18 protein-coding genes and 1 tRNA gene are annotated in these 21,852 nt (G+C 71.0%); 16 read left to right on the top strand and 3 right to left on the bottom strand.

Annotated features, from left to right (window positions below; translation table 11 throughout):
• The first annotated feature begins 31 nt into the window (after positions 1 to 31).
• From plsY to R2J76_RS09100, 5 genes are read left to right on the top strand one after another with little or no spacing between them, the layout of a single operon-like run.
• Entirely contained in the window at positions 32 to 682 is a 651-nt protein-coding gene (plsY, locus tag R2J76_RS09120; protein WP_316415536.1) for a glycerol-3-phosphate 1-O-acyltransferase PlsY, read from the top strand.
• Positions 675 to 1,682, top strand: coding sequence for an NAD(P)H-dependent glycerol-3-phosphate dehydrogenase (locus R2J76_RS09115; RefSeq protein ID WP_316415535.1), 1,008 nt, complete (start codon positions 675 to 677; stop codon positions 1,680 to 1,682). Before plsY ends, R2J76_RS09115 begins: the two co-directional genes overlap by 8 nt.
• A gap of 31 nt (positions 1,683 to 1,713) precedes the next feature.
• Complete coding sequence (locus tag R2J76_RS09110; protein WP_316415534.1) at positions 1,714 to 3,279, top strand: hybrid sensor histidine kinase/response regulator; 1,566 nt, start codon at positions 1,714 to 1,716, stop codon at positions 3,277 to 3,279.
• On the top strand, positions 3,279 to 4,445 hold the full coding sequence (locus R2J76_RS09105; protein ID WP_316415533.1) for a response regulator: 1,167 nt from the start codon (positions 3,279 to 3,281) through the stop codon (positions 4,443 to 4,445). The genes R2J76_RS09110 and R2J76_RS09105 overlap by 1 nt, the downstream gene beginning before the upstream one ends.
• A 14-nt stretch (positions 4,446 to 4,459) precedes the next feature.
• Positions 4,460 to 5,617, top strand: coding sequence for an HD domain-containing phosphohydrolase (locus R2J76_RS09100; protein WP_316415532.1), 1,158 nt, complete (start codon positions 4,460 to 4,462; stop codon positions 5,615 to 5,617).
• Between the two features lie 288 nt (positions 5,618 to 5,905).
• Here the strand turns inward: R2J76_RS09100 and R2J76_RS09095 are convergent, their stop codons facing one another.
• The 3 genes from R2J76_RS09095 to smc all read right to left on the bottom strand — a co-directional run bounded on the left by R2J76_RS09095 (position 5,906) and on the right by smc (position 12,137).
• Positions 5,906 to 6,781, bottom strand: coding sequence for a YicC family protein (locus R2J76_RS09095; protein ID WP_316415531.1), 876 nt, complete (start codon positions 6,779 to 6,781; stop codon positions 5,906 to 5,908).
• A 66-nt stretch (positions 6,782 to 6,847) separates the two neighbouring features.
• The gene (gene radA, locus R2J76_RS09090) at positions 6,848 to 8,218 is read right to left on the bottom strand and encodes a DNA repair protein RadA (RefSeq protein WP_316415530.1); all 1,371 of its coding nucleotides are present in this window, start codon (positions 8,216 to 8,218) and stop codon (positions 6,848 to 6,850) included.
• Positions 8,219 to 8,630: 412 nt separating this feature from the next.
• Positions 8,631 to 12,137 (bottom strand): chromosome segregation protein SMC, encoded by a 3,507-nt coding sequence (gene smc, locus R2J76_RS09085; RefSeq protein ID WP_316415529.1) that lies wholly within the window; start codon positions 12,135 to 12,137, stop codon positions 8,631 to 8,633.
• A gap of 482 nt (positions 12,138 to 12,619) precedes the next feature.
• On the opposite strand from smc, the gene R2J76_RS09080 reads away from it, so the two are divergent.
• From R2J76_RS09080 to R2J76_RS09030, 11 genes are all read left to right on the top strand, one after another.
• Entirely contained in the window at positions 12,620 to 13,351 is a 732-nt protein-coding gene (locus R2J76_RS09080; RefSeq protein ID WP_316415528.1) for a hypothetical protein, read from the top strand.
• Complete coding sequence (locus R2J76_RS09075) at positions 13,351 to 14,172, top strand: PilN domain-containing protein (protein ID WP_316415527.1); 822 nt, start codon at positions 13,351 to 13,353, stop codon at positions 14,170 to 14,172. The genes R2J76_RS09080 and R2J76_RS09075 overlap by 1 nt, the downstream gene beginning before the upstream one ends.
• A complete protein-coding gene (locus tag R2J76_RS09070) occupies positions 14,169 to 14,753 on the top strand; it encodes a hypothetical protein (RefSeq protein WP_316415526.1) in 585 nt (194 codons plus the stop codon). The genes R2J76_RS09075 and R2J76_RS09070 overlap by 4 nt, the downstream gene beginning before the upstream one ends.
• Positions 14,750 to 15,415, top strand: coding sequence for a hypothetical protein (locus tag R2J76_RS09065; protein WP_316415525.1), 666 nt, complete (start codon positions 14,750 to 14,752; stop codon positions 15,413 to 15,415). The genes R2J76_RS09070 and R2J76_RS09065 overlap by 4 nt, the downstream gene beginning before the upstream one ends.
• 19 nt (positions 15,416 to 15,434) lie before the next feature.
• Positions 15,435 to 17,828: a secretin N-terminal domain-containing protein gene (locus tag R2J76_RS09060; protein ID WP_316415524.1), complete on the top strand. Its 2,394-nt coding sequence runs from the start codon at positions 15,435 to 15,437 to the stop codon at positions 17,826 to 17,828.
• Complete coding sequence (locus R2J76_RS09055; RefSeq protein WP_316415523.1) at positions 17,825 to 18,283, top strand: type II secretion system protein; 459 nt, start codon at positions 17,825 to 17,827, stop codon at positions 18,281 to 18,283. Before R2J76_RS09060 ends, R2J76_RS09055 begins: the two co-directional genes overlap by 4 nt.
• Before the next feature lie 85 nt (positions 18,284 to 18,368).
• A tRNA-Leu gene (locus tag R2J76_RS09050) sits at positions 18,369 to 18,455 on the top strand.
• 94 nt (positions 18,456 to 18,549) lie between these two features.
• On the top strand, positions 18,550 to 18,819 hold the full coding sequence (gene rpsO, locus R2J76_RS09045; RefSeq protein ID WP_316415522.1) for a 30S ribosomal protein S15: 270 nt from the start codon (positions 18,550 to 18,552) through the stop codon (positions 18,817 to 18,819).
• 67 nt (positions 18,820 to 18,886) lie between these two features.
• Positions 18,887 to 19,564 carry an NUDIX domain-containing protein gene (locus tag R2J76_RS09040; RefSeq protein ID WP_316415521.1) on the top strand — a complete coding sequence of 226 codons (678 nt, stop codon included), beginning with the start codon at positions 18,887 to 18,889 and terminating at the stop codon, positions 19,562 to 19,564.
• Complete coding sequence (locus tag R2J76_RS09035; protein WP_316415520.1) at positions 19,561 to 20,163, top strand: L-threonylcarbamoyladenylate synthase; 603 nt, start codon at positions 19,561 to 19,563, stop codon at positions 20,161 to 20,163. The genes R2J76_RS09040 and R2J76_RS09035 overlap by 4 nt, the downstream gene beginning before the upstream one ends.
• On the top strand, positions 20,151 to 21,719 hold the full coding sequence (locus R2J76_RS09030) for a M28 family peptidase (RefSeq protein WP_316415519.1): 1,569 nt from the start codon (positions 20,151 to 20,153) through the stop codon (positions 21,717 to 21,719). The genes R2J76_RS09035 and R2J76_RS09030 overlap by 13 nt, the downstream gene beginning before the upstream one ends.
• Positions 21,720 to 21,852 lie beyond the last annotated feature (133 nt).

Genomic DNA, 21,852 nt, shown 5'->3' with positions numbered 1-21,852 from the left:
CCATTGCCGCCGGATGAGGTACCCTGCTCACATGAACCCTGCGGCCTTCAAACTCTACCTGATCTGGTGCCTCGGAGCCTTCCTCTCCGGGAGCATCCCCTTCGGACTCCTCCTGGTCAAGCTCGCGGGCAAGGGCGACGTGCGCGCCCAGGGCTCGGGCAACATCGGCGCCACCAACGTCATGCGGGCCGGGGGCAAGGCCCTGGGCATCGCCACCCTGCTCCTGGACGCCGCCAAGGGCTTCCTGCCCGTGTTCATCGCCAAGAAGTTCGGCTTCGCCCCGGAGTTCCTGGCCTTCGTGGCGCTGGCCGCGGTGCTGGGGCACGTGTTCACCCCCTGGCTCCGGTTCCAGGGCGGCAAGGGCGTGGCCACCGCCCTGGGGTGCGTGCTGGCCTACCACGCGCCGATGGTGGTGCCGGCCTTCGGGGCCTTCCTGCTCTGCCTCCTGGTCTTCCGGTACGTGAGCCTGGGGAGCGTGGTGGCCGCGCTGGTGCTGCTGCTCACCGCCATGGGGTTCCTGGGGGCCTGGGCCCGGCTTCCGGTGCAGGAGGGCATGGCCCAGTGGCCGATCCTGGCCTGGGCGCTCCTGGTGGGCCTGGTGATCCGCAAGCATTCCGCCAATATCAACCGCCTGGTGCAGGGCACCGAATCGAAGTTCTGGGGGTCCAGCAGGAATGTCTAAGAAACCTGATATCGCGATTTTCGGTTCCGGGGCCTGGGGTACCGCCCTGGCCATCGCCTGGGCCCGGCAGGGTGCCCGGGTGGACCTGTGGGGCCACCCCCCTTCCCTGGTCACGACCCTGGCCACCACCCGGCGCCACCCCTCCCTGGCCGACGTGGAGCTGCCCCAGGGCGTCCGCCCCATCCACGACCCGGAGGAGGGCTTCCGGGCGGGCCTGTGGGTGAGCGCCCTGCCCACCCAGGTGGCCCCGGCGGTGTGGACGGACCTGGCCGGGCGCACGGCCTCCCGCCCCGAACTCCTGGTGTCCGTCAGCAAGGGCATCCTGCAGGGCAGCTTCAAGCGGGTCTCCGAGACCCTCGAGGGGGTCCTGGGGGTGCCCGTGGGCGTCCTGAGCGGACCCACCTTCGCGGACGAGGTGAGCCGGGCCCAGCCCTCGGCCATCGTCCTGGCCCTGCCCCTGGCCATCCCCGATGGGCGCGCCGCCGAGTTGCAGGCCCAGGTGGCCACCCCCTCCCTGCGGGTGTACCTGAGCCGGGACGTGGCCGGCGTGGAACTGTGCGGCGCCTTCAAGAACGTCCTGGCCATCGCCGCGGGCCTGGTGGAGTCCCTGGGCCTGGGCAACAACGCCCGCGCCGCCCTCATCACCCGCGGGCTGGCCGAGATGAGCCGCCTGGTGGAGGCCCTGGGGGGCACCCGGGACACCCTCATGGGCCTGGCGGGCCTGGGGGACCTGGTGCTCACCGCCACGGGCCCCCAGAGCCGCAACCGCACCTTCGGGGCCCTGGTGGGCAAGGGCATGACCCCCGAAGACGCCGCCGCCAGCCTGGGCAACCAGGTGGTGGAGGGCGCCTTCACGGCCGAAGCCGCCCTGGGCCTCGCCCACAGCCTGGGGGTGGAGCTGCCCATCACCCGGGAGGTGGTGCGCCTCCTCCAGGGCGCCGACCCCCGGGAATCCGTGGACCGGCTCATGCAGCGGTCCCTGAAGCCCGAAGCCGGTTGATCTTTCGGCCCCCCGGACCGATGGAGTGCGCATGCAGGAATCCCCAGCCTCCCGGATACTGATCGTCGAGGACGATCGTACCTGGCTGGCCATGGTGACCCGCCTGTTCCGCAACCGGGAGCCGGACTGCGCCTGCCTGACGGCCACGGACCTGGCCTCGGCGCTGCCCCTGCTGGCCACCCCGGGCCTGGACCTGGTGCTGCTGGACCTGAACCTCCCGGACAGCCATGGCCTGGAGACCCTGCGCCGGGTGCGGGGGGCCAACCGGGAAGCCTCCGTGGTGGTGATGACCGCCGACGATGACGAGGGCCTGGCCATGGAGACCCTCCGCCAGGGCGCCCAGGACTGCTTCGTCAAGGGCGCCGGGGACGGCCCCACCCTCCTGCGGGTGGCGAGGTACGCCCGGGAGCGCATGGCCACGGAGCGCCGGCTCAGGCGGAGCGAGGAGCTCTTCCAGGCCATCTCGGAGAACATGATGGACCTCCTGGCCATCGTGGACGGCCGGGGCCGGCGGACCTTCACCAGCCCTTCCTACGCGCGGATCCTGGGCTACGGCCCCGGCGAAGGGTTCCCCACGCTGGAGGAGGCCGTCCACCCCGACGACCTCCCCGGCGTCCTGGAGGCCCTGGATCGCCTCATCGCCCAGGGCAGCATCCCGGTCCTGGAATTCCGGCTCCGGCACAGGGACGGCTCGTACCGCGTGCTGGAGGCCCGGGCCGCGAGGTTCGGCGGCAGCGGCCCCCCCCAGGGCCTGGTGGTGGCCCGGGACGTCACGGACCGCAGGCAGGCCGAACAGGAGCGCGCCGCCCTGGAGGTGAGCCTGCGCCAGGCCCAGAAGCTGGAATCCGTGGGCCAGCTGGCTTCGGGCATCGCCCACGAGATCAATACGCCCATCCAGTTCGTGCACATGAACCTCACCCTCCTGAAGAAGTCCTTCGCGAGCCTCACCGGGCTCCTCGACCTGTACCGCGGGGCCGCGGCCCCGGACCCCGGACTCAGGGCGGCGGAGGAGGCCGCGGACCTGGAGTACCTCCGGGGAGAGCTTCCCAAGGTGCTCCAGGAGTCCCTGGACGGCGTGCAGCGCGTGGCCCGCATCGTCCGGGCCATGAAGGAGTTCACCCATCCCGGCGCCAAGGAACCCACCATCCTGGACGTGAACCGCCTGGCGGCGGGCGCCGCCACCATCGCGCGCAACGAATGGAAGTACGTGGCGACCCTGGATCTGGACCTGGAGGAGGGGCTGCCCGCGGTGCGGGGCCACGCGGCCGAACTGAGCCAGGCCTTCCTCAACCTCATCGTGAACGCCGCCCACGCCATCCAGGCCCGGGGCGGCATGGGCCAGATCACCGTCTCCACCCGGCGCGCCGGGGAGCTCGTCGAGATCCGGGTGCGCGACACGGGGACGGGCATCCCCCCCGAGCACCAGGCCCGGGTCTTCGAGCCCTTCTACACCACCAAGGGCGTCGGCAAGGGCACCGGCCAGGGCCTGACCATCTGCTACCAGAACATCGTCAACCTCCACGGCGGGAAGATCTTCTTCGAGACCGAACCCGGCGCGGGGACCACCTTCGTCATCCAACTGCCCGGGGAGGCCTGATGCGGATCCTGCTGGTGGATGACGAGCCCATGCTCCTGGAGGCCTTCCGGCGCTCCCTGCGGGTGGAGCGGCCCGGATGGCACGTGGCCCTGGCGGGGTCGGGGGAGGAGGCCCTGGCCATCCTGGGGCGGGCCTCCTTCGACATCGTCGTCACCGAGCTCCTCATGCCCGGCCTGGACGGGGCGGCGCTCCTCAGGGCCGTGCGCGCCTCCAGCCCCTCCACCCTGCGGGTCGTGCTCTCCGGCCAGCCCCGGGTCGATCTCATGGAGGCCGCGGAGGGGCACTTCCACCGCTTCCTGGCCAAGCCCGTGGACCCGGAGATCCTGGTGGGCGTCCTGGAGGAGCTGGTGCTGGACGAGTCCGGGGGCCTGGACGAGCGGGCCCGCCGCTTCGTGGCGGGGCTCAAGGGCCTTCCCAGCCTCCCCAGCCTCTACGCCCGCATCCGGAGCCTGCTGGCCCAGGAGGATCCCCCCCTGCCCGCCCTGGTGGCCCTGGTGCAGTCGGATCTCGGGATCGCCTCGAGGCTGCTGAAACTGGTCAATTCCGCCTACTTCTCCCTGGAGCGCCGGGTCACGGACCTGGGCCAGGCCATCAGCATGCTGGGCCTGGAGACGGTGAAGACCGTCGTCCTGGTGCGGGGCGCCATGGAGGCCCTCCAGGCCCTCAAGCCCGCCGGCCTGGACATGAACGCCCTGTGGCGCCACTCCCAGGCCGTGGCCACCGGCGCCCGGTCCATCGCCGCCGGGGAGGGCCAGCGCCCGGTGGTGCTGGAGGACGCCTATTCCCTGGGCCTCCTCCACGACATGGGCCGGGTGATCCTGGCCCTGGATCCCGGGGCGGACTACGGGCGCATCGCCGAGGCCCCCGGCCTGGTGGCCGCGGAGCGCCGGCTGTACGGCACCGACCACCCCCACGTGGGCGCCCAGCTCCTGAGCCTCTGGGGCCTGCCCCAGGAATTCTGCCGGCACATCCGGGAGCACCACGCCCCCACGCTCCCCACCGCGGGCTTCCCCGCGGGCCTGGCCCTCTACGCCGCGGACGGCTTCCAGGAGGGCGCCGTGGACCTGTTCCAGGACGGCCGCTCCGACGAGCGTATCCTCGCCCACGGGGACCCGGAACGGCCCGGGCGCTGGAAGACCTTCCTGACCACCCCGCTCCCCGAATGACCCCGGAGTCCCCCATGCTCGCCAGAATCCTCTTCGTGGACGACGATCCCAACCTCACGGCGGCCTTCGGCCGGGCCTTCCGCAAGCGGTTCGACTTCCACGCCGCCTCCTCCGGGGACGAGGGCCTGGAGCTCATGCGCACCTCCCTGCCCTTCGCGGCGGTGGTGGCCGACATGCGCATGCCGGGCATGGACGGCGTGGAGTTCCTCGCCGAGGTCAAGCGCATCTCCCCCGACACCACCCGCATCATGCTCACCGGCCAGGCGGATCTGGAAACGGCCATGGAGGCCGTGAACAAGGGCCACGTGTTCCGTTTCCTGAACAAGCCCTGCGACGAGGAGAGCCTCGCGGAGGTGCTGGAGGCCGGCATCCGCCAGTACGACCTGGTGACCGGGGAGCGGATCCTCCTGGAACAGACCCTCACGGGGAGCGTCCAGACCCTGGTGGACCTCCTGTCCGTCTTCGACGCCAAGGTCTTCGGCCGGAGCCAGCTCCTGCGGGAGTACGCCATGAAGATGGCCGGGCGCCTGGGCATCCGCAACCCCTGGGACCTGGGCCTGGCCGCCCTGCTGGCACCCATCGGCCGCCTGGCCATTCCCGTGGACGTCCAGGCCAAGGTGGCCCGGGGGGAGCGGCTCACCGTGCAGGAACAGGAGGCCTTCCGCACGGTGCCCGAGGTGGGCGCGCGCATGGTGGCCAATATCCCCCGCCTCAAGTCCGTCTCCCGCATCATCCTGTACTCGGCCAAGGACTTCGACGGCGAGGGCTACCCCATGGACGGCACCCGGGAGGACGCGCTCCCCCTGGAATCCCGCATCCTGCGCGTGGCCACGGACTTCGTGGAGGGCCTGCGCCTGCGCCACAGCCGCAGCGTGGTCTTCGAGCAGCTCCGGCTGCGCAAGGGCGCCTACGACCCCGTGGTGCTGGCCGCCCTGGGCCAGGTGCTGGGCGCCGACCCCACCGCCGAGCCCGAGACCACCCACCGCCTCCTGGACATCGAGAGCCTGGCCCCCGGCATGCTCCTCATGGCCGACGTGCTGAACCCGGACGGCATGATCCTCATCCCGGCGGGCACCCGGCTGTCCCTGATCCAACTGGAGCGCCTGCGGCACCTGAGCCGCCTCGGGCGCATCGAGGAGCCCCTGCTCGTGGACGTGCCCGAAGGCCTATAGCCCACGTGTCCGACCCACCCCACCCATCCCGAGTTCCTCAGCCGGGAACGGCCTGAGTTCCACGCCTCATCCCCTTCATCCCATTCATCTGTTTTCATCCCCGTTTCCGCAGGGCCAGAGCAGGGATGGGTCGGCGCATGCAGATAAACCGCGCGCCGCCCCACCCCATCGCCGGCCCTGCAGGAACAGGGATGAAAACGGATGAACAGGATGAAGGGGATGAAAGAAGGGATCACTTTCAGGCCCTCCGGCGCCCCCGGGACGGGGTGAGTCGGAAACCTGGGTCATCTATTCCAGGTTCGCCCCCTGCTCCCGGATCTGCTCCAGGACGCCCTTGGCCTCCATGACCGCCCGGGTCATGGCCAGGCGCTTGCACTTGGAGCCGCAGGTGTTGAGTTCCCGCAGGACCTCCTGGCTCCACACGTCCAGGGCCTTGCCGCCCAGGTTGCCCCGGCGCAGGCGCTCCCGGAAATCCTCCAGGTGCGCTGACAGGCGGACGAGTTCTTCCCGCACATCCTCCCGCACCGCCAGGGCGCCCGCTTCGGCGATGATGCGTTCCGCCGGCAGCTGGCCGGAAAGGCGGGCATCCTCCAGCACCTGGTCCAGGCGCCTGCGGTAGAGTTCGGGCAATTCCTTGGCCTGGGCCTCGCTCTCGGCCTGGAGGGTGGCGCAGAGGGCTTCCAGGCGGGCGGCGCCGTCCTGGAAGGCGGGCAGGAGGCGTTCGCCTTCCTTCTCGCGCCCTTCGTTCCAGAGCTTCAGGAGGGTGTCCAGGGCCTCCAGGATGGCCCCCTCCAGGCGCTCCGCCAGATCGGCGGAGGGGGGCAGCCAGGCCCCTGGCAGCCGGAAGAACGCCTCGGCGGAGAGGGGGGGCAGGTTCAGCCACTCGGCGTCCTCCTGCCAGGTCTTGGCCATGGAGCGAAGGAGCGAGCGGTTGATCTGGGGCTCCAGGGAGGGCTCGTCCTGCACCTCCACCGCCAGGTCCACCTTGCCCCGCAGGGCCACCTCCCTCACCCGCGCCCGGATGCCGGCCTCCAGGGGGAAGAAGGAGGGGTGGATGCGCAGGGAGATGTCCAGGGCCTTGTGGTTCACGGAGCGCACCGTGAGCCTCAGCGCGCCCCGTTCCAGGGGGCGCAGGGTCTCGGCAAAGGCGGTCATGGATCGCATCGGATATCCCCCAGTGCCCTGGATTCTACCCCGGGCGCGCCGGCGCGGTTCGTGACTTCGGGCACCCTATTCCTCGGTCCTCCCCGCCAGCCAGGGCTTGCCCTTCAGGCGCTCCATGCCCAGCTCGGGATAGAGCTCCAGGGGCGAGGAATGGGAGGCGTCCAGCCCGGTGCGGGGCACCGCCGCGCCCTGGAAGCCCAGGCGCGCGCCCTCCTGGAGGCGCAGCGGCAGCTGGGACACGGGGCGCACTTCGCCGGTGAGGCCCACCTCCCCCAGGAACAGGCAGCGGGGAAGGAGCACCCTGCCCGTGGCGCTGCTGGTGAGGGCGGCGATGACGGCCAGGTCCGCGGCGGGATCCTCCACTTCCAGGCCCCCGGCCACGTTGAGGTACACGTCCCGGTCGTGGAGCTGCACCCCGCCGCGGCGCTCGGCCACGGCGCAGAGCATGGAGAGGCGCTGGCCGTCGATGCCCAGGGCGGTTCGCCGGGGAATGCCCAGGCCCGCGGCGGCCACCAGGGCCTGGATCTCCACGATCACGGGGCGGGTGCCGGAAAGCACCACGGTGGCCGCGCAGCCCGGCCTGGGCTCGGTGTCCAGCCAGAAGGGATTGCCTTCGGCGGGCACCAGGCCGCGCTCGGTCATGGCGAACACGCCTAGTTCGAAGGCGGCGCCGAAGCGGTTCTTGAGGGCGCGCAGGAGGCGGTGGTGGTGGTGGCGGTCCCCCTCGAAGGCGAGGACCGTGTCCACCAGGTGCTCGAGCACCTTGGGCCCGGCCAGGCTCCCGTCCTTGGTGACGTGGCCCACCAGCACCAGGGGCGTGCCGGTGCCCTTGGCCCAGCGGGCCAGGAGCGTGGCGCAGCCCCGCACCTGGCTCACCGAGCCCGCGGAGGATTCGAATTCGGGATCGAAGAGGGTCTGGATGGAATCCACCAGGAGCAGCGCGGGCCTCATGCGGTCCGCGGCTTCCAGGATCCGGCGCACATCGGTCTCGGCGAAGAGGTGGATGGCGGGGCTCTCGGCGCCCAGGCGCTGGGCGCGCAGCTTGATCTGGCGCTCGCTCTCCTCGCCGCTGGCGTAGAGCACGCCGCCGCCGCAGGCGGCCGCCCACTGGAGCACCAGCGTGGACTTGCCGATGCCGGGCTCGCCCCCCAGGAGCACCACCATGCCCGGCACCACGCCCCCGCCCAGGACCCGGTCCAGTTCGGGAAGCCCCGTGGCGGCGCGGCTGTCCTCGCTGATCTCCACGGACAGCAGGGACACCGGCTCCTGGTAGGTGCTCTGGGAAAAGGCGCTGCGGGCCCGGGCGAGGTCCTTCTTCAGGGCGCCCCGCACCTCTTCGATGGTTCCGAACCCTCCGCAGGCCCCGCACTTGCCCATGGGCTGGGGAAAACGGGCGCCACAGGCGGTGCATTCGTAGTGGGAGGAGATCTTGGCCATGTAACGACTGTAACCGGCGCCGGCCACCCCGGCCCGGGGACCCGTCAAGGCGAAAAATGAATCGAATTCCCCCGCCCTGGAAAAAAGGGTCCGGGACGGCCCCGGGAGCCCTTGCAACAACACGTTTTCAAGAGGTTTACGAAACCGTTACGCGGGGGGTGTCCGGGCGGCGTGTGGAAAACCTTGTGGATTTCCGGCCAAAAGGCCCGGGAATCCAGCCCGGGTCACCGCCGGATGGGGATGCGCGGTCCCGGATACGAAGGGCTTAGTGCCTTAGTTTTCAATAAATAGCCCAGCGGGTCGCCGAGGGTTGAATAAATCAACCATCAATTAGTTTTCCACACTTTCCGGTTTCTTTCGTGTTGACAACCCGAAGGTGCCCAAAACCTCTCATGACAAATCCATGACCATCTCAAACCAGCTGGGCCGCCTCCCGCAGCTGCACGCTCACCAGCCTCGAAACGCCCATCTCCTCCATGGTCACGCCGTACAGCGTGTCCGCGGCCACCATGGTGGGCTTCTGGTGGGTGATGACGATGAACTGGGTGCCTTCCTTCATGCGCTGCACCATCCCCGCGAAGCGCCCCACGTTGGCCTCGTCCAGGGGCGCGTCCACCTCGTCCAGCACGCAGAAGGGGCTGGGCTTGTAGTGGAAGATGGCGAACAGGAGCGAGATGGCGGTCAGGGCCTTCTCGCCGCCGCTCAGGAGGGTCAGGGCCTTGGCGCTCTTGCCAGGGGGCTGGGCGGTGATCTCGATGCCGCACTCCAGGAGATCCTTGGGATCCTGCAGGATGAGCGTGGCCGCGCCGCCGCCGAAGGCCTCCCGGAACACCTCGTGGAACCGCGTGTTGATGAACTCGAACGCCTCGCGGAAACGCTCCTCGCTGGTGGCGTTGATCTCGCGGATGGTGGCCTCCAGGTTCCCGATGGCCTCCGTGACGTCGCGCCGCTGCTCGTTCATGAAGGCCAGCCGGTCCTCGGCCTCCTGCAGCTCCTGGATGGCCAGGGGGTTCACGCCGCCCAGGTCCAGGCGCTTGCTCTGCAGCTCCTGCATGCGCGTCTGGTGCACCAGCTCGCCCAGGGCCCAGGCCTCCTTCTCCTCGTCCGAGATGGACGCGAGGAAATCGGGCACCGTGAAGCCCAGCGCCAGCTCGATCTCCCGGGACATGGCCTCCATGCTGCCCTGCACCTGGGCGCCCTGCAGCAGGGACTCCTGGTGCAGCTGGCGGGCGTTCTCCAGGGCCTGGGCCAGTTCCCGGGCGCCGCGCTCCTGCACCCGGAGGAACTCCTGGGCGGTCTCGATGCCCGGCAAGGCGGCGGCTTGCTCCTCCACCAGGGTCTGGCGCTCCTCCAGCAGGCGGTGCGCTTCCACCTCCAGTTCGGCCATGCGAGCGCTCGCCTGGGCCGCCTTGTCCGCGCTCAGGGCGAGGTCCGCCTGGACGCGGCCCTTCTCGGCCTCCAGGTCGTACACCCCCCGCTGGAGCTGCTGCAGGTGGCGCTGCACGGCGTCCCGTTCGGACCAGGCCGACCCCCGCATGCGCGAGGCCTCCACCAGGGTCTCCCGGCGGTCGTCCAGGGCCTTCTGGGCCTCGGCGCGCCGGGCGTCGGCGGCATGCACCGCCTCCACCAGGAGGGCCTCCTCGGGGTTTTCCGCCGGCGCCTCCAGGTCGCGCAGCTGCGCCTGCAGCGCGGCGATCTCCGCCTCCAGCTGCTCCCACTGGGCATCGGCGCGCTCCTGGGCCTCCTTGATCTCGCGCAGCTGCGCGGCCGCCGAAGCCCTGCGGCCCTTGAGATCCTCCACCACGCGCCGGGCGGCGATGTGGTCCTCGTCCATCTCCTTGAAGTGGTCCGCGGCCTCCCGCATGCGGTAGTCGGCGGTCTTCACGGCGGATTCCAGGGTCTCCACCCGGTCCAGCCCCTCCTCCCGGGACGCCTTGGCGGCCTCGAACTCCTGCCGGAGCTTCAGGGGCGACGCCGCCGGCGCGGCCACGCCGGCCTGCACGGGGCCGAAGGGCAGCTTCACCAGGGCCGGCGAAACGAAGGCCCATTCCGGATGGGCCCGGGCCAGGTCCGCCAGGTCCGCGTCGGCGCACGCGAAGGCGCGGTTCAGGAGCCCCTCCAGGGGCCGGGCCCGGCCGGGGCGCCACTTCACCGCGTCCCGCAGGGCCACGGCGCCCTCCGGGGCGGGGACGGGGTCCGCGGCGCCCCCCCCGCTGAAGAGGAGCTGCCCCGGGGCCTCCCAGGCGCCGGGGGCCCCGCCCAGGTCCACGGTCTGGATCCAGGCGCCCAGGAGGCGTTCGATGTGCGGGAGGCGCTCGTCCTCCACGGTGACCGCGTCCACGAAGGCCGTGGGGACCACGCCCTTGGCCCGGAGCCACTCCAGCGCCCTGCGCTGATCGCCCGCGCCGGCCGCGTCCCGCAGCAGGTCGCCCAGCTGGCGCATGCGCAGTTCCTGGGCCTCCAGGGCCCCTTCGGCCTCGCGCAGGGCCGCGGCGGCGGCGCGGTGGGCGTCGGCGGTCTCCTGGCGGATCCGGCCCTGCACCTGCACGGCCTCCTCCATCTGCTCCAGTCGGCCCGAAGCCCCCTCCTCCTCCCGGCCCAGGCGCAGGACATCGGCCTCCAGCGCCTCCAGGCGGGGGGCGCGGATGGCCTCCTCATGGTTGAGGTTGTCCAGGCGCCCCGAACGCTGGGCGATCTCCTGGAGCACGCCCTGGCGCCGGCGCTGGGCGGCCAGGGCCTCCCGCTCGGCTTCCACCCGGCGGGCCCGCAGTTCCTTGAGCTCGGCTTCGATGTGGCGCAGGGCGCCCCCGGCCAGGGCCACGGCCTCCTCGGCTTCGGCCACCAGCCCGTCCCGGGCCTCCAGGGCCGTCTCCGCCGCCTTCAGGGCCTCCTGGAGGCGCACCGTCTCCGCCTCGGTGTCGCCCGAGCGCGCGGAAAGCTCGTCCAGGCGCCCCTGGAGGAGGGCGGCGGTCTGCTCCGATTCCCGGATGCGCTCCCCCTGGAACCCCCGGTCCTGGTCCAGGAGGCCCAGGCGCTGGTCCAGGCCCATGACGGCCCGGGCACGCTTTTCCTGGCGGTGGTTCAGTTCGTCCAGGGCCAGGCGCAGGCCCTCCACCTCGGAGGATTTCTCCGAGGCCTGGGCGGTCAGGGCGGCGATGCGCCGCTCCAGGGCGTCCAGGTTCTCCAGGATGCGCTCCTTGGCCTCCTCCAGTTCCGAGGCCTTGCCGGCCAGCAGGATGCGCTGGGTGGCCTTGATGGCCACGTCGAGCTCCTGGGCCCGGCGGGCCTTGGCGGCCTGGCGCTTGAGGGACTCCTGCTGCTTGGTGAGCTCGAAGAGGATGTCGTCCAGCCGGAGGAGGTTGGCGCGGGTCTCCTCCAGGCGGCGCTCGGCGTCGGTGCGGCGCAGCTTGTACCGGGTGATGCCCGCGGCCTCCTCCAGGAGGGAGCGCCGGTCCTTGGGCTTGGAGGAGAGGATCAGGTCGATCTGCCCCTGCTGGATGAAGGAATAGGCCCGGGTGCCCATGCCCGTGTCCATGAGCAGGTCGGACACGTCCTTGAGGCGGCATTCCCGGCCGTTGATGCGGTATTCGCTGCCGGTGTCCCGGTAGAGCCGGCGGCTGATGACCACCTCCCGCACGGAGCCGGGGTGGCCGGGGTCGGGCATCTCCAGGGTGAGCTTCACCTCGGCCATGCCCATGGGCTTGCGCTGCCCGGTGCCCGCGAAGATCACGTCCGCCATCTCCGCCCCGCGCAGCAGGGTGGCCCGCTGCTCGCCCAGGACCCAGGCCAGGGCGTCCGAGATGTTGGATTTCCCGCATCCGTTGGGCCCCACCACCGCCGTCATCCCCACCGGGAAGCTGAGCTTCTGGGGGTCGGCGAAGGACTTGAACCCGTTAACTTCCAGTGCAATTAACCGCAAACGAACCCTCTCAACCGGGGAACCACCTGGTCTGACGCGCCACTTACTCCTGAGAAACCCCTGACGTCCAACGGCAAACCCCAGGGCGCTTGCCGCCCCACCTTCTCCCTGGCGCCAGCAATTAATAGATTATAATTACCCCAAGAAAGGAACGTCATGGCTCGGGGAGGTGCACAAGCTTCCATGGTATGGCTGGAACCGCATCCCGTCCACGCCGGAGGTCGGCCCCGGCCCCTGCCGGGACCCCGGACCGGGGCCGCCCGGGGGTTTCCCCGGTGACCCTGAACCTCTTCCCCCGCCAGAACCGGGCCCCGAAGGGGCGCCCCTGGTGAAAAATTAGGGACGACGCCGCCCCCGCCCTTGGGAATCGCCAATCCCGGGGATACTATGGGGGTCGATTCGCCCAAAGCCGGAGCTCCCTTGCCGATGAACCGTGGAACCACCCCCCCAGTCGTAAACAGTGTCAATGGGGGACCTGACAAATGAGTGCCCTGACCCTGGGCACCAGGACGGCGTCCGTGGTGTGGCTGGAGCCCCACCGCATCCACGCCGGAGGCCAGTCCCGGAGCCTGTCGGGCCCCGTCACCCAGGACGTGCTGGTCATGGCGCTGGAGGGCCTCCCCGCGGGCCCCACCCACTGGGTGGTGGACGACGCCTGGATCCCGTCCCTCCTGATCCGGGACATCGTGGAGGTGCCCCCGGGCGCCGAGGCCCGGGAGGCCTTCTTCAAGTGGCGCTTCAACCAGAGCCTGGCCCTGGAGGAGCCCCAGGCCGTGCAGGCCCTGTCCCTGGGCGAGAACGCGTGGCTCCTGGCGGGCATCGCGGAGGCCACCCGGGAGGCCTGGCTCCAGGCCTCCCTCACCCTGGGCCGCCCCATCCGCAGCCTCGTCCCCCGCTGGCTCTGGCTCTACAACCGGCTGGCCTCCAGCCGCGAGGTCCCCGGCATGCTGCTGTCCCTGTGCCCGGCGGGCCAGGACACCTACACGGGCACCCTGGCCTCCTGGGGACGCAACCTGGCCCTCCTGCGGCAGTGGACGGAGCCCGCCACCGCCGAGACCTGGATCCAGGAGCGGGTGCTGCCCTCCTCCGCCTACCTCCAGCGGGATTCCCGCCCGCCCCAGGAAGTCCTGGTGTGGGGGGCCCCCACCTGGCCCGACAGCTCCATCCCCACCCGGATCCTCCAGCCCGAAATCCCGGCCCAGGAGGCGCTCTGATGGCCGTTCCGACGCTCAAGCTCGACCTCGCCCCCCCCAGCACCCTGTGGCGCCTCAACCACGCGCTCATCGGCTGGGCGGCCCTGACCGCCGGCGGACTGGTCCTGGCCGGCGCCCTGGGCCTCACCCTGAGGGCCTACCAGCAGGCCGCCAAGGCCGGCAGGCTCACCGTGGCCACCAACGCCCGCACGCGGCTCACCGAGGATTCCCAGCGCAAGGTCATGGACGAGCTCCGTTCCATCGACGTGGCCCGGGAACTGCCCCGGTGGCGCCTGGCCGAACGCATCTTCACGGAGCGGAGCCTGCCCTGGTCGCGCCTCACGGCCGAACTGGAGCGGAGCATGGTGCCCGATGTGCGTTTCAAGTCCCTGCAGCGCACCCGCGGCCAGGACCAGAAGGTCCAGGTGAAGGTCCGGGGCGAGGCCCGCACCCGGGAGGCGGAGGCCGCCCTGGTGGAGTCCCTCCAGAAGAACCCCTTCTTCGAGCAGGTGATCCTGGAGCGGGAATCGGACCGCCAGGGCGGCGGCGTGGATTTCGAATACACCCTGGCCGTCCTCTCCGTGCCGCCCCCCTACAAGCCCCTGCCCAAATTCGGTCCCCAGTCCAAGACCGCCAAGGCCGCCCCGGCCCCCGCGGCCCCGCGCCCCGCGCCGGTCCCCACGGCGCCCCGCCCCGCGCCCGCGCAGACCATGACGCCGCCGGTGCGCCCCCCCACCCAGCCCGGGATGACCGGCAACCCGGGCGAGCTGAACCCCAGCCCCATCCGGGCCCCCCGGTTCCCCCGGTCCAGGCCCCGGCCCACCGGCGGAGGTGAGGAATGATCACCCCGCTGCGGTCCAGCACCTTCCGCCTCGCCGGCGGCGGCGTCATGGCCTTCCTGGGCCTCGCCATCCTCCTCTTCGTCCTGCCCGACGCCTCCCAGCGCCGGGGCCGCAGCGTGAAGGCCGCCCAGGACGCCTCCCGGGACCTGGAGCGCAAGAGCGCCGAGCTCAAGGCCTACCAGGCCGAGGCCGACCGCATCCGCGCCGACCGCCGGGCCCTGGACGAGCTCCTGCGCAACATGCCGGCCGAAAGCATCGGCCAGCTCCACTGGAAGCTCAGCCAGACCCTCTTCGAGCTGAGCCAGAAACACGGGGTCCGCCTGGTGTCCGTGAAGTACGGCGCCCCCAGCAGGGAGGGCGCCAAGGGCAGCCTGCTGGAGTCCGTGGACGTGGAGTTCACCGTCACGGGCCTCTTCAAGAGCCTGAAGACCTTCATGCTGGCCCTGGAAGGCGGCAAGCTGCCCTTCGCGGTGGTGAGCGCCAAGCTGGATGAAAGCCCCGAAGGGGCCCACCTGACGGTGGTCCTGAGGGCCTTCCGCCAGGCGCCGGGCTCGGCCCTGGAACCCGGGGAGGGAGCATGAGCGAGCCCACGAAAGGCCTCAAGGGCACCGACGCCAAGGCCATGCTCCAGGACCTGAAGTCCAACCGCCGGGTGCAGGGCGCCCTGGTGGCCCTGGCCGTTCTGGTGTGGTACCTGTGGCCCGCCGCGACCCCCGCCGCCGCCCCCAAGGGCGCCGAGGCCCGGCGCGCCGCCGCGGCGGCCCTGGGCGACCGGCAGGCCCGGGAGCTCCAGAAGCTGCCCGACCTGAACAAGCTGGACAAGGCCGGGGAACTGCCCACGGAGGACCGCATGCTGCGGGACCTCTTCCTCTTCGAGGGCCCCCCGCCGCCGCCTCCGCCCCCGCCGCCCCCGCCGCCGCCGCCCCCGCCGCCCACCGCCGAGCAGCTCGCGGCCCAGGCCCTGGCCGCGGAACGGGCCCGGCAGACCGGAAGCAAGCCCCAGGGCCTCCGCTTCCTGGGCTACCTGGGCACGAAGAAGTCCGGGCGCCTGGGGGCGTTCATGAAGGGCGACGAACCCGTCACCTTCAAGGAGGGCGACCTCTTCAACCCCCAGTGGCGCCTCGTGAAGGTCACGGAGGCCTTCGCGGAATTCCAGAACGTGAAGTTCGGGGACATCAAGTTCCGGATCGACGCCGTGGAGATCCGCGGCGGCGCCGGGTCAGGACCGGCCAATGAATTCTGAAACCCACCGGAAGGATAAGATGCGAACCCTTCGACCCACCATCGATCACCTGGCCCGGACGCTCGCGGTCACGCTGTCCCTGGTCTTCGCCCTGGGCTGCGCCCTCCACAAGGCCCAGGCCTCCTTCGACGAGGGCAAGTACGAAGAGGCCCTCGCCCAGTACCGCCAGATCCTCAACAAGGATCCCGGCAACATCCAGGCCAAGATCGGCTTCCGCAAGACCGCGCCGCTGGCCGCCGAGGCCCACCTGGTCAAGGCCCGGGAAGCCAAGAAGCAGGGCCGGGTGGACGAGGTGCGGCGCGAGGTGGCTTCGGCGGTGGTGCTGGACCCCTCCAACCAGGTGGCCGTGGACTGGATGAACCGCCTGGAGGAAGCCGCGGCCCGCCAGCGCGCCATCGAGGAGAAGGAGGGCAGCGTCGAGGAGGCCCGGCAGCGCGCCGAAGCCAAGCCCGCCCTGCCCATCAACCCCCGCTCCCTGGAGGGCATGGACCTCAACTTCACCCGGAAGACCAGCCTGCGGGAGATCTTCCAGCAGCTCAGCAAGAATTCCGGGGTCAACATCATCCTGCACAGCTCGGCCAGCGCCCAGGACCCCAGCGTCTCCGTGGACCTGCGGGGCCTCTCCTTCCAGCGGGTGCTGGACACGCTGATGCTCCAGAGCGACCTGTTCTACAAGGTGCTCGACCCCAACACCATCATGGTGTTCAAGAAGAGCCCGCAGAACCTCACGGACTACGAGAACAAGCTCATCCAGACCTTCTACCTCTCCAACGCCGAAGTGGACGCGGTGCGCCAGATCTTCAACGCCATCCTGCCCACCATGCGCGTGTTCATCGACAAGCGCCTCAACGCCATCACGGTGCAGGCCAAGGCCAACGACCTCGCCATCGCCCAGCACATCGTCAACCAGCTGGACAAGGCCAAGGCCGAAGTGGTGGTGTACCTCGAACTGGTGGAGGTGAGCGAGACCGCCAAGGAGCAGGTGGGCCTGCTGCCCACCGCCAGCCTCACGGACACGGGGGCCACCTCGGGCATCTACCGCATCGGCGCCATCACCAGCAACGCCACCAACGGCTTCAACACCAACACCGGCGGCATCCGCATCTCCAAGTCCGACCTCAAGTTCCTCTTCGCGCCCCTGGCGCTGGACGCCCTCAAGAGCAGCGGCGAGGGCAAGCTCCTCGCGAGCCCCAACGTCCGCGTCATCTCCGGCGAGACGGGCTTCGTCAACATCGGCGAGAAGATCAGCACCACCCAGTCCAGCCTGGGCGGCACCTCCACCGGAACCACCACCGGCAGCACCACCGCGGCCTCGGCCCTGGCGAGCCTGGGCGGGACCCTGGCCACCCAGACCCAGTACAGCTACGAGGACGTGGGCGTGAAGATCACCGTCAAGCCCCGCGTGCACTTCAACGGCGACATCACCGTCGACCTGGAATCCGAAGTCAAGACCCTCAAGGCGGGCTCCACCCAGGGCCGCCCCGACCTGGGCCAGCGCATCATCAAGACCTCCGCGCGGCTCCGGGACGGCGAGACCGCGGTGTTCGGCGGCCTCCTGAAGGAGGACGAGACCAAGAGCCTCCAGGGCATCTGGGGCATCACCGACATCCCCATCCTGGGCAAGCTCCTGGGCAGCAACCAGAAGAACAAGAGCCGCACCGACGTCCTGCTCACCCTGCGGGCGGTCATCGTGCGCAAGCCCGACCTGGGCGAGGAGGACTTCAGTCCCTTCGACCCGGACCAGGCCCCCGGCGCCTCCAAGCCCTTCGCGCCCAAGCCTGAGCGCAAGCCCCTGCCCCCCGGCCTGCAGGACGAGGCCGCCGCGCCCCAGACCGCGCCCCAGGCCACGCCCCAGGCGCCGCCCAGGGCCCCCCAGGCCGCCCCGAAGACCCCCGCGGCCCCGGTCCCGCCCCCCGCCGCGGCGCCCGTTCCTGCGCCCGTCCCGGCGCCGGTTCCCGCCCCCTCCCAGGCCCCCGCCAAGCCCGCCGCGGAGGCGCCGGCGCCCATGGCCGACGCCACCTCGTCCCTGGTGTTCTTCATGTCGCCCCTGTCCACCGAGGCGGCCAAGGGCCAGCGCCTCTCCCTGAACCTCTTCGCCAGCGGGGCCCAGGGCCTCACCTCCGGGTCCATGACCCTCCAGGTGGATCCCCGGCTCAAGGTGGTCTCGGTGGCCGCCGGCGACTTCCTCACCGGCGAAGGCGGCACCCTCGCCCAGGGCCCGGCCAAGGACGGCATCCTCACCCTCACGTTCAACCGCGCCACGGGCGCCACCGACAGCGGAACCTTCGCCGTCATCGAGCTGGAGGCCCTGGAGCCCGGCAAGGCCACGGTGATGGTGCAGGACGGCAAGTACCTGGTGGGGGCCAACCCCATCCCGGCGCGGTACGTGAACTCCCTCGTGACCATCCAATGACCCTGCGCCAGCGCGGGTTCACGCTCCTGGAGATGCTGGTGACCGCCACGGTCCTGGTGATCCTCGCCTCGGCGGTGGTCCCCATGGCCCGCAACGGCGTGCGCCGGCAGCGGGAGCTGGAGCTGAGGCGGGACCTGCGCGAGATGCGGCTGGCCATCGACGCCTACAAGGCCGCCGCCGACGCGAACAAGATCAAGTCCCCGCCCCCCGAGAACAACGGCTACCCCGAGACGCTGGAGAGCCTGGTGGAAGGCGTCCCCGTCACCGGCAAGACCGGCAAGACCCGCTTCCTGCGCCGCATCCCCGTGGACCCCTTCACCAACAAGGCGGAATGGGGCATGCGGTCCATCGCCGACGATCCCACCAGCTCCAGCTGGGGCGGCGGCAACGTGTTCGACGTGTACAGCCTGGCCACCGGAACCGGGTCCAACGGGGTCCCGTACCGCCAATGGTGAAATTGGTGCTTGATCCCGCCAGCGACCCAGGCTACGATTATGTTTCGCGCACAATTGGACTCTCGCGGGGGGACAGCGCAACAATGCGGATATGGCGGAATTGGTAGACGCGCTAGCTTCAGGTGCTAGTGACTGCAAGGTCGTGGGGGTTCGAGTCCCTTTATCCGCACCATTCTTGACACCGTCCGGGATCCCCGGACTCGACCTTGGAGCCGGCTCGGGGCTGGTCCAAAGGTGACGGGACCTCACCCCAAAAGGAGCCTCACATGGCCCTGAACGTAGAGCAGAAGAAGATCATCATCGAGGACTACAAGCAGCACGACACCGACACCGGCTCGCCCGAGGTGCAGGTGGCGATCCTCACCAAGCGCATCAACGACCTGACCGAGCACTTCAAGGTGCACGCCAAGGACTACCACAGCCGCCGCGGCCTCATGGTCATGGTCGGCCAGCGCCGCCGGCTGCTGGACTACCTCCGCCGCAAGGACAAGGCCCGCTACAGCTCGCTCATCGAGCGCCTGGGCCTGCGCCGCTAGTCCCCACCGATCCCACGAAGCACAAGCGCCCGCTCCCGCAGCGGGCGCTTGTTTTTTAGGACCTGCCGTGAGCCTCCCGCCCCTTTCCGTCCCCGCCGACCCCAACCCCTACCGGGTGACGGACCGCAAGCTCCTCTACGATTCCCCCTGGATCCGCCTGCGGGAGGACCGGGCCGAGCACCGCGCCGGGGGCCGCTGCCTCTACGCCGTGTGCGGCTTCCGGCGCACCGCCTGCGGGGTGCTGGCCCTGGACGCCCAGGACCGCGTGGTCCTGGTGGGCCAGTGGCGGTATCCCCTGGAGGCCTACACCTGGGAGCTGCCCGAAGGGGGCGGGGAGGCCCACGAGAGCCCCTTCGAGAGCATCCGGCGGGAACTGGCCGAGGAGGCCGGCCTGGTGGCGGCCACCTGGGAGCCCCTGGCCTTCTTCCACACCAGCAACTCCAGCACCGACGAGGAGACCTTCCTGTTCCTGGCCTCGGACCTGGGCCCCTCCGACGGCCGGCACGGGCCCGAGGACACCGAGGAGCTCACCTGCCGCCGCGAACCCTTCGAGCAGTGCGTGGCCCGGGTCCTTTCCGGCGAGATCACCGACAGCCTCACGGTGGTGGCGCTGCTGGCCCTGAAGGCCCGCCGGGACGGCGCCGCGGGGGTCCTGGATCCGGTCCTGGCCGAGCGCTTCTTCCAGCGCCCCGATCGCCACCCCAGCGCGGGACGGGCCCGTTGGGATAACCTGGAACCATCATGATCCTCTCCCTCCACCCCGTGAATCCCCAGCAGCGCCACCTGGAACAGGTGGCCGAAGTCCTCTCCCGGGACGGCGTCATCGCCTACCCCACCGACACGCTGTACGGCCTGGGCTGCCTCGTGTCGCGCAAGAAGGCCGTGGACCGCATCCAGGCCATGAAGGGCCGCGATCCCAAGAAGCCCATGTCCATCCTCTGCTCCGACATGGAAATGCTCTGCCGGTACACGCGCCACCTGGACACCCCCACCTTCCGCATCCTCAAGCAGATGTTCCCGGGCCCCTACACCGCGGTGCTCCCCTGCAGCCGCGAGGTGCCGCGCCACCTCCAGAGCAAGCGCACCGTGGGCCTGCGCATCCCGGACCACACCTTCTGCCGCGCCATCGCGCGCCTCGTGGGCGAACCCATCATCACCACCAGCTGCAACGTCTCCGGCGAGGAGCCCCTGACCACCTCCTGGGAGATCCAGGAGGCCCTGGGCCACCTGCTGGACCTGGTGGTGGACTGCGGGGATCCCGCGGGGCTGGCCTCCACCGTCGTGGACCTCACCGGGGACGAGCCCGTCCTCCTGCGCCAGGGAGCGGGCCCATGGCCCCTGTGACCCCGCGGATCCTGCCCGCCCTTCTCGCGTTCACCCTCCTCCACGGGGAGGCCCCGGTCGTGAAGGAGGCCCCCATCCGGGCCCACCTGGCCTTCCTGGCCGACGACCTCCTGGAGGGCCGGGGCACGGGGCAGCGCGGCGGCGATCTCGCCGTGGCCTACCTGGAGGCGCAGCTGGGCGCCCTGGGCCTCAAGCCCGCCAACGGCGCCAGCTTCCGCCAGCGCATCGACGTGCTGGGGACGCGCACCCTCCCCGCCCGCAGCTCCATCACCTTCCACGGCCCCGGCGGGGACCTGGCGCCCGCGTTCATGGACGACCTGGTGGCCAGCAGCGGCCAGGGCGTCCCCGAGGCCGCCTTCGAGGCCCCCGTGCTCTTCGTGGGCTTCGGCATCGACGCGCCCGATGAGCGCTGGGACGACTACAAGGGCGTGGACTGCCGGGGCAGGCTGCTCCTCATGCTCGTGAACGAGCCGCCCCCCACCACGGCCGAGCCCGGGCTCTTCGAGGGCCCCGGGCTGAGCCGCCACGGCCGCTGGACCACCAAGTTCGAGGAGGCCGCCCGCAGGGGCGCCGCCGGCGTCCTGCTGGTGCACACGGACGCCTCGGCCACCTACGGGTGGTCCGTGGTGACCGCGGGCTTCCAGGGGGAGAAGTTCATGGTGGCCTCCGGCCCCCGTCTCGCGCCCCTGCAGGGCTGGGTCACCGAGGCCTTCGCGCGCCGCCTGGCCCAGGCCGGGGGCCAGGACCTGGACGCCCTGCGCCGCCGGGCCTCCACCCGGGACTTCCGGCCCGTGCCCCTGCGGCTCACCGCCAAGGCCCGCCTGGAAAGCGCCGTGCGCACCTTCCCCCAGTACAACGTCGCGGCCCTCCTCCCCGGCACCGATCTCGCGGATGAAGCCGTGGTCTACTCCGCCCACTGGGACCACCTGGGCCTCCAGGAGGGCCGCATCTACAACGGCGCCGTGGACAACGCGTCGGCCGTGGCCTCGCTGCTGGCCCTGGCCCAGGCCTCCGTGGACCGCCCCGCCCGGCGCACCCAGATCTTCCTGTTCACCTGCGGCGAGGAGCAGGGCCTCCTGGGCGCCGAGGGCTACGTGCGCCACCCCCTGTGGCCCCTGGCGAAGACCGTGGCCGACCTGAACCTGGAAAGCCTCAACTGGGTGGGCCCCACCCGGGATATCGAATTCCTGGGCGGGGAGCGCAGCACCCTCATCGACCTGGGCCGCACCGTCGCGGCGCGCCTGGGCATGACCCTGCGCAGGCCCGAGCCCGACACCCAGGGCCTCTACTTCCGCAGCGACCACTACCCCTTCGCCAGGGCCGGCATCCCCGCCCTGAGCCCCGGCTTCAGCCTCGCGGGCCAGCGGGACTACCTGGAGGCCCCCGAGGCCTCCCGCGCCAAGGCCCTCTCCTACCTGGGCGTCTACCACCGCCCCACGGACCGCTACGACCCCGCCTGGGACCTGCGCGGCATGGTGCAGCAGGCCCAGTTCATCCTAGACCTCGGCCGCGCCATCGCGGACGCGCCGGAGCGGCCGGTGTGGAGAAAACCGTAGGGCTCGGTTAGGTATTCGTACGTGTCCCAGACGTTCGCCCCGGTTCGTTGCCGCGGGCTAGCCCGCAGCAACGGAAAGCTCTCACCTCATCCATGGGGCCGGGTTGTCACCCATTGGCCCCGACCCACCTGGA

The sequence above is a fragment of the Mesoterricola silvestris genome, from assembly GCF_030295405.1.
Lineage (GTDB): Bacteria > Acidobacteriota > Holophagae > Holophagales > Holophagaceae > Mesoterricola > Mesoterricola silvestris.
The sequence above is the reverse complement of the archived record's forward strand: the minus strand, read 5'-3'. Positions and strand labels throughout refer to the sequence as shown.

Bases quoted from the DNA above. Each gene is read 5' to 3' on its own strand.
- plsY (WP_316415536.1), top strand. From the start codon at position 32: ATGAACCCTGCGGCCTTCAAACTCTACCTGATCTGGTGCCTCGGAGCC.
- R2J76_RS09115 (WP_316415535.1), top strand. From the start codon at position 675: ATGTCTAAGAAACCTGATATCGCGATTTTCGGTTCCGGGGCCTGGGGT.
- R2J76_RS09110 (WP_316415534.1), top strand. From the start codon at position 1,714: ATGCAGGAATCCCCAGCCTCCCGGATACTGATCGTCGAGGACGATCGT.
- R2J76_RS09105 (WP_316415533.1), top strand. From the start codon at position 3,279: ATGCGGATCCTGCTGGTGGATGACGAGCCCATGCTCCTGGAGGCCTTC.
- R2J76_RS09100 (WP_316415532.1), top strand. From the start codon at position 4,460: ATGCTCGCCAGAATCCTCTTCGTGGACGACGATCCCAACCTCACGGCG.
- R2J76_RS09095 (WP_316415531.1), bottom strand. From the start codon at position 6,781: ATGCGATCCATGACCGCCTTTGCCGAGACCCTGCGCCCCCTGGAACGG.
- radA (WP_316415530.1), bottom strand. From the start codon at position 8,218: ATGGCCAAGATCTCCTCCCACTACGAATGCACCGCCTGTGGCGCCCGT.
- R2J76_RS09080 (WP_316415528.1), top strand. From the start codon at position 12,620: ATGAGTGCCCTGACCCTGGGCACCAGGACGGCGTCCGTGGTGTGGCTG.
- R2J76_RS09075 (WP_316415527.1), top strand. From the start codon at position 13,351: ATGGCCGTTCCGACGCTCAAGCTCGACCTCGCCCCCCCCAGCACCCTG.
- R2J76_RS09070 (WP_316415526.1), top strand. From the start codon at position 14,169: ATGATCACCCCGCTGCGGTCCAGCACCTTCCGCCTCGCCGGCGGCGGC.
- R2J76_RS09065 (WP_316415525.1), top strand. From the start codon at position 14,750: ATGAGCGAGCCCACGAAAGGCCTCAAGGGCACCGACGCCAAGGCCATG.
- R2J76_RS09060 (WP_316415524.1), top strand. From the start codon at position 15,435: ATGCGAACCCTTCGACCCACCATCGATCACCTGGCCCGGACGCTCGCG.
- R2J76_RS09055 (WP_316415523.1), top strand. From the start codon at position 17,825: ATGACCCTGCGCCAGCGCGGGTTCACGCTCCTGGAGATGCTGGTGACC.
- rpsO (WP_316415522.1), top strand. From the start codon at position 18,550: ATGGCCCTGAACGTAGAGCAGAAGAAGATCATCATCGAGGACTACAAG.
- R2J76_RS09035 (WP_316415520.1), top strand. From the start codon at position 19,561: ATGATCCTCTCCCTCCACCCCGTGAATCCCCAGCAGCGCCACCTGGAA.
- R2J76_RS09030 (WP_316415519.1), top strand. From the start codon at position 20,151: ATGGCCCCTGTGACCCCGCGGATCCTGCCCGCCCTTCTCGCGTTCACC.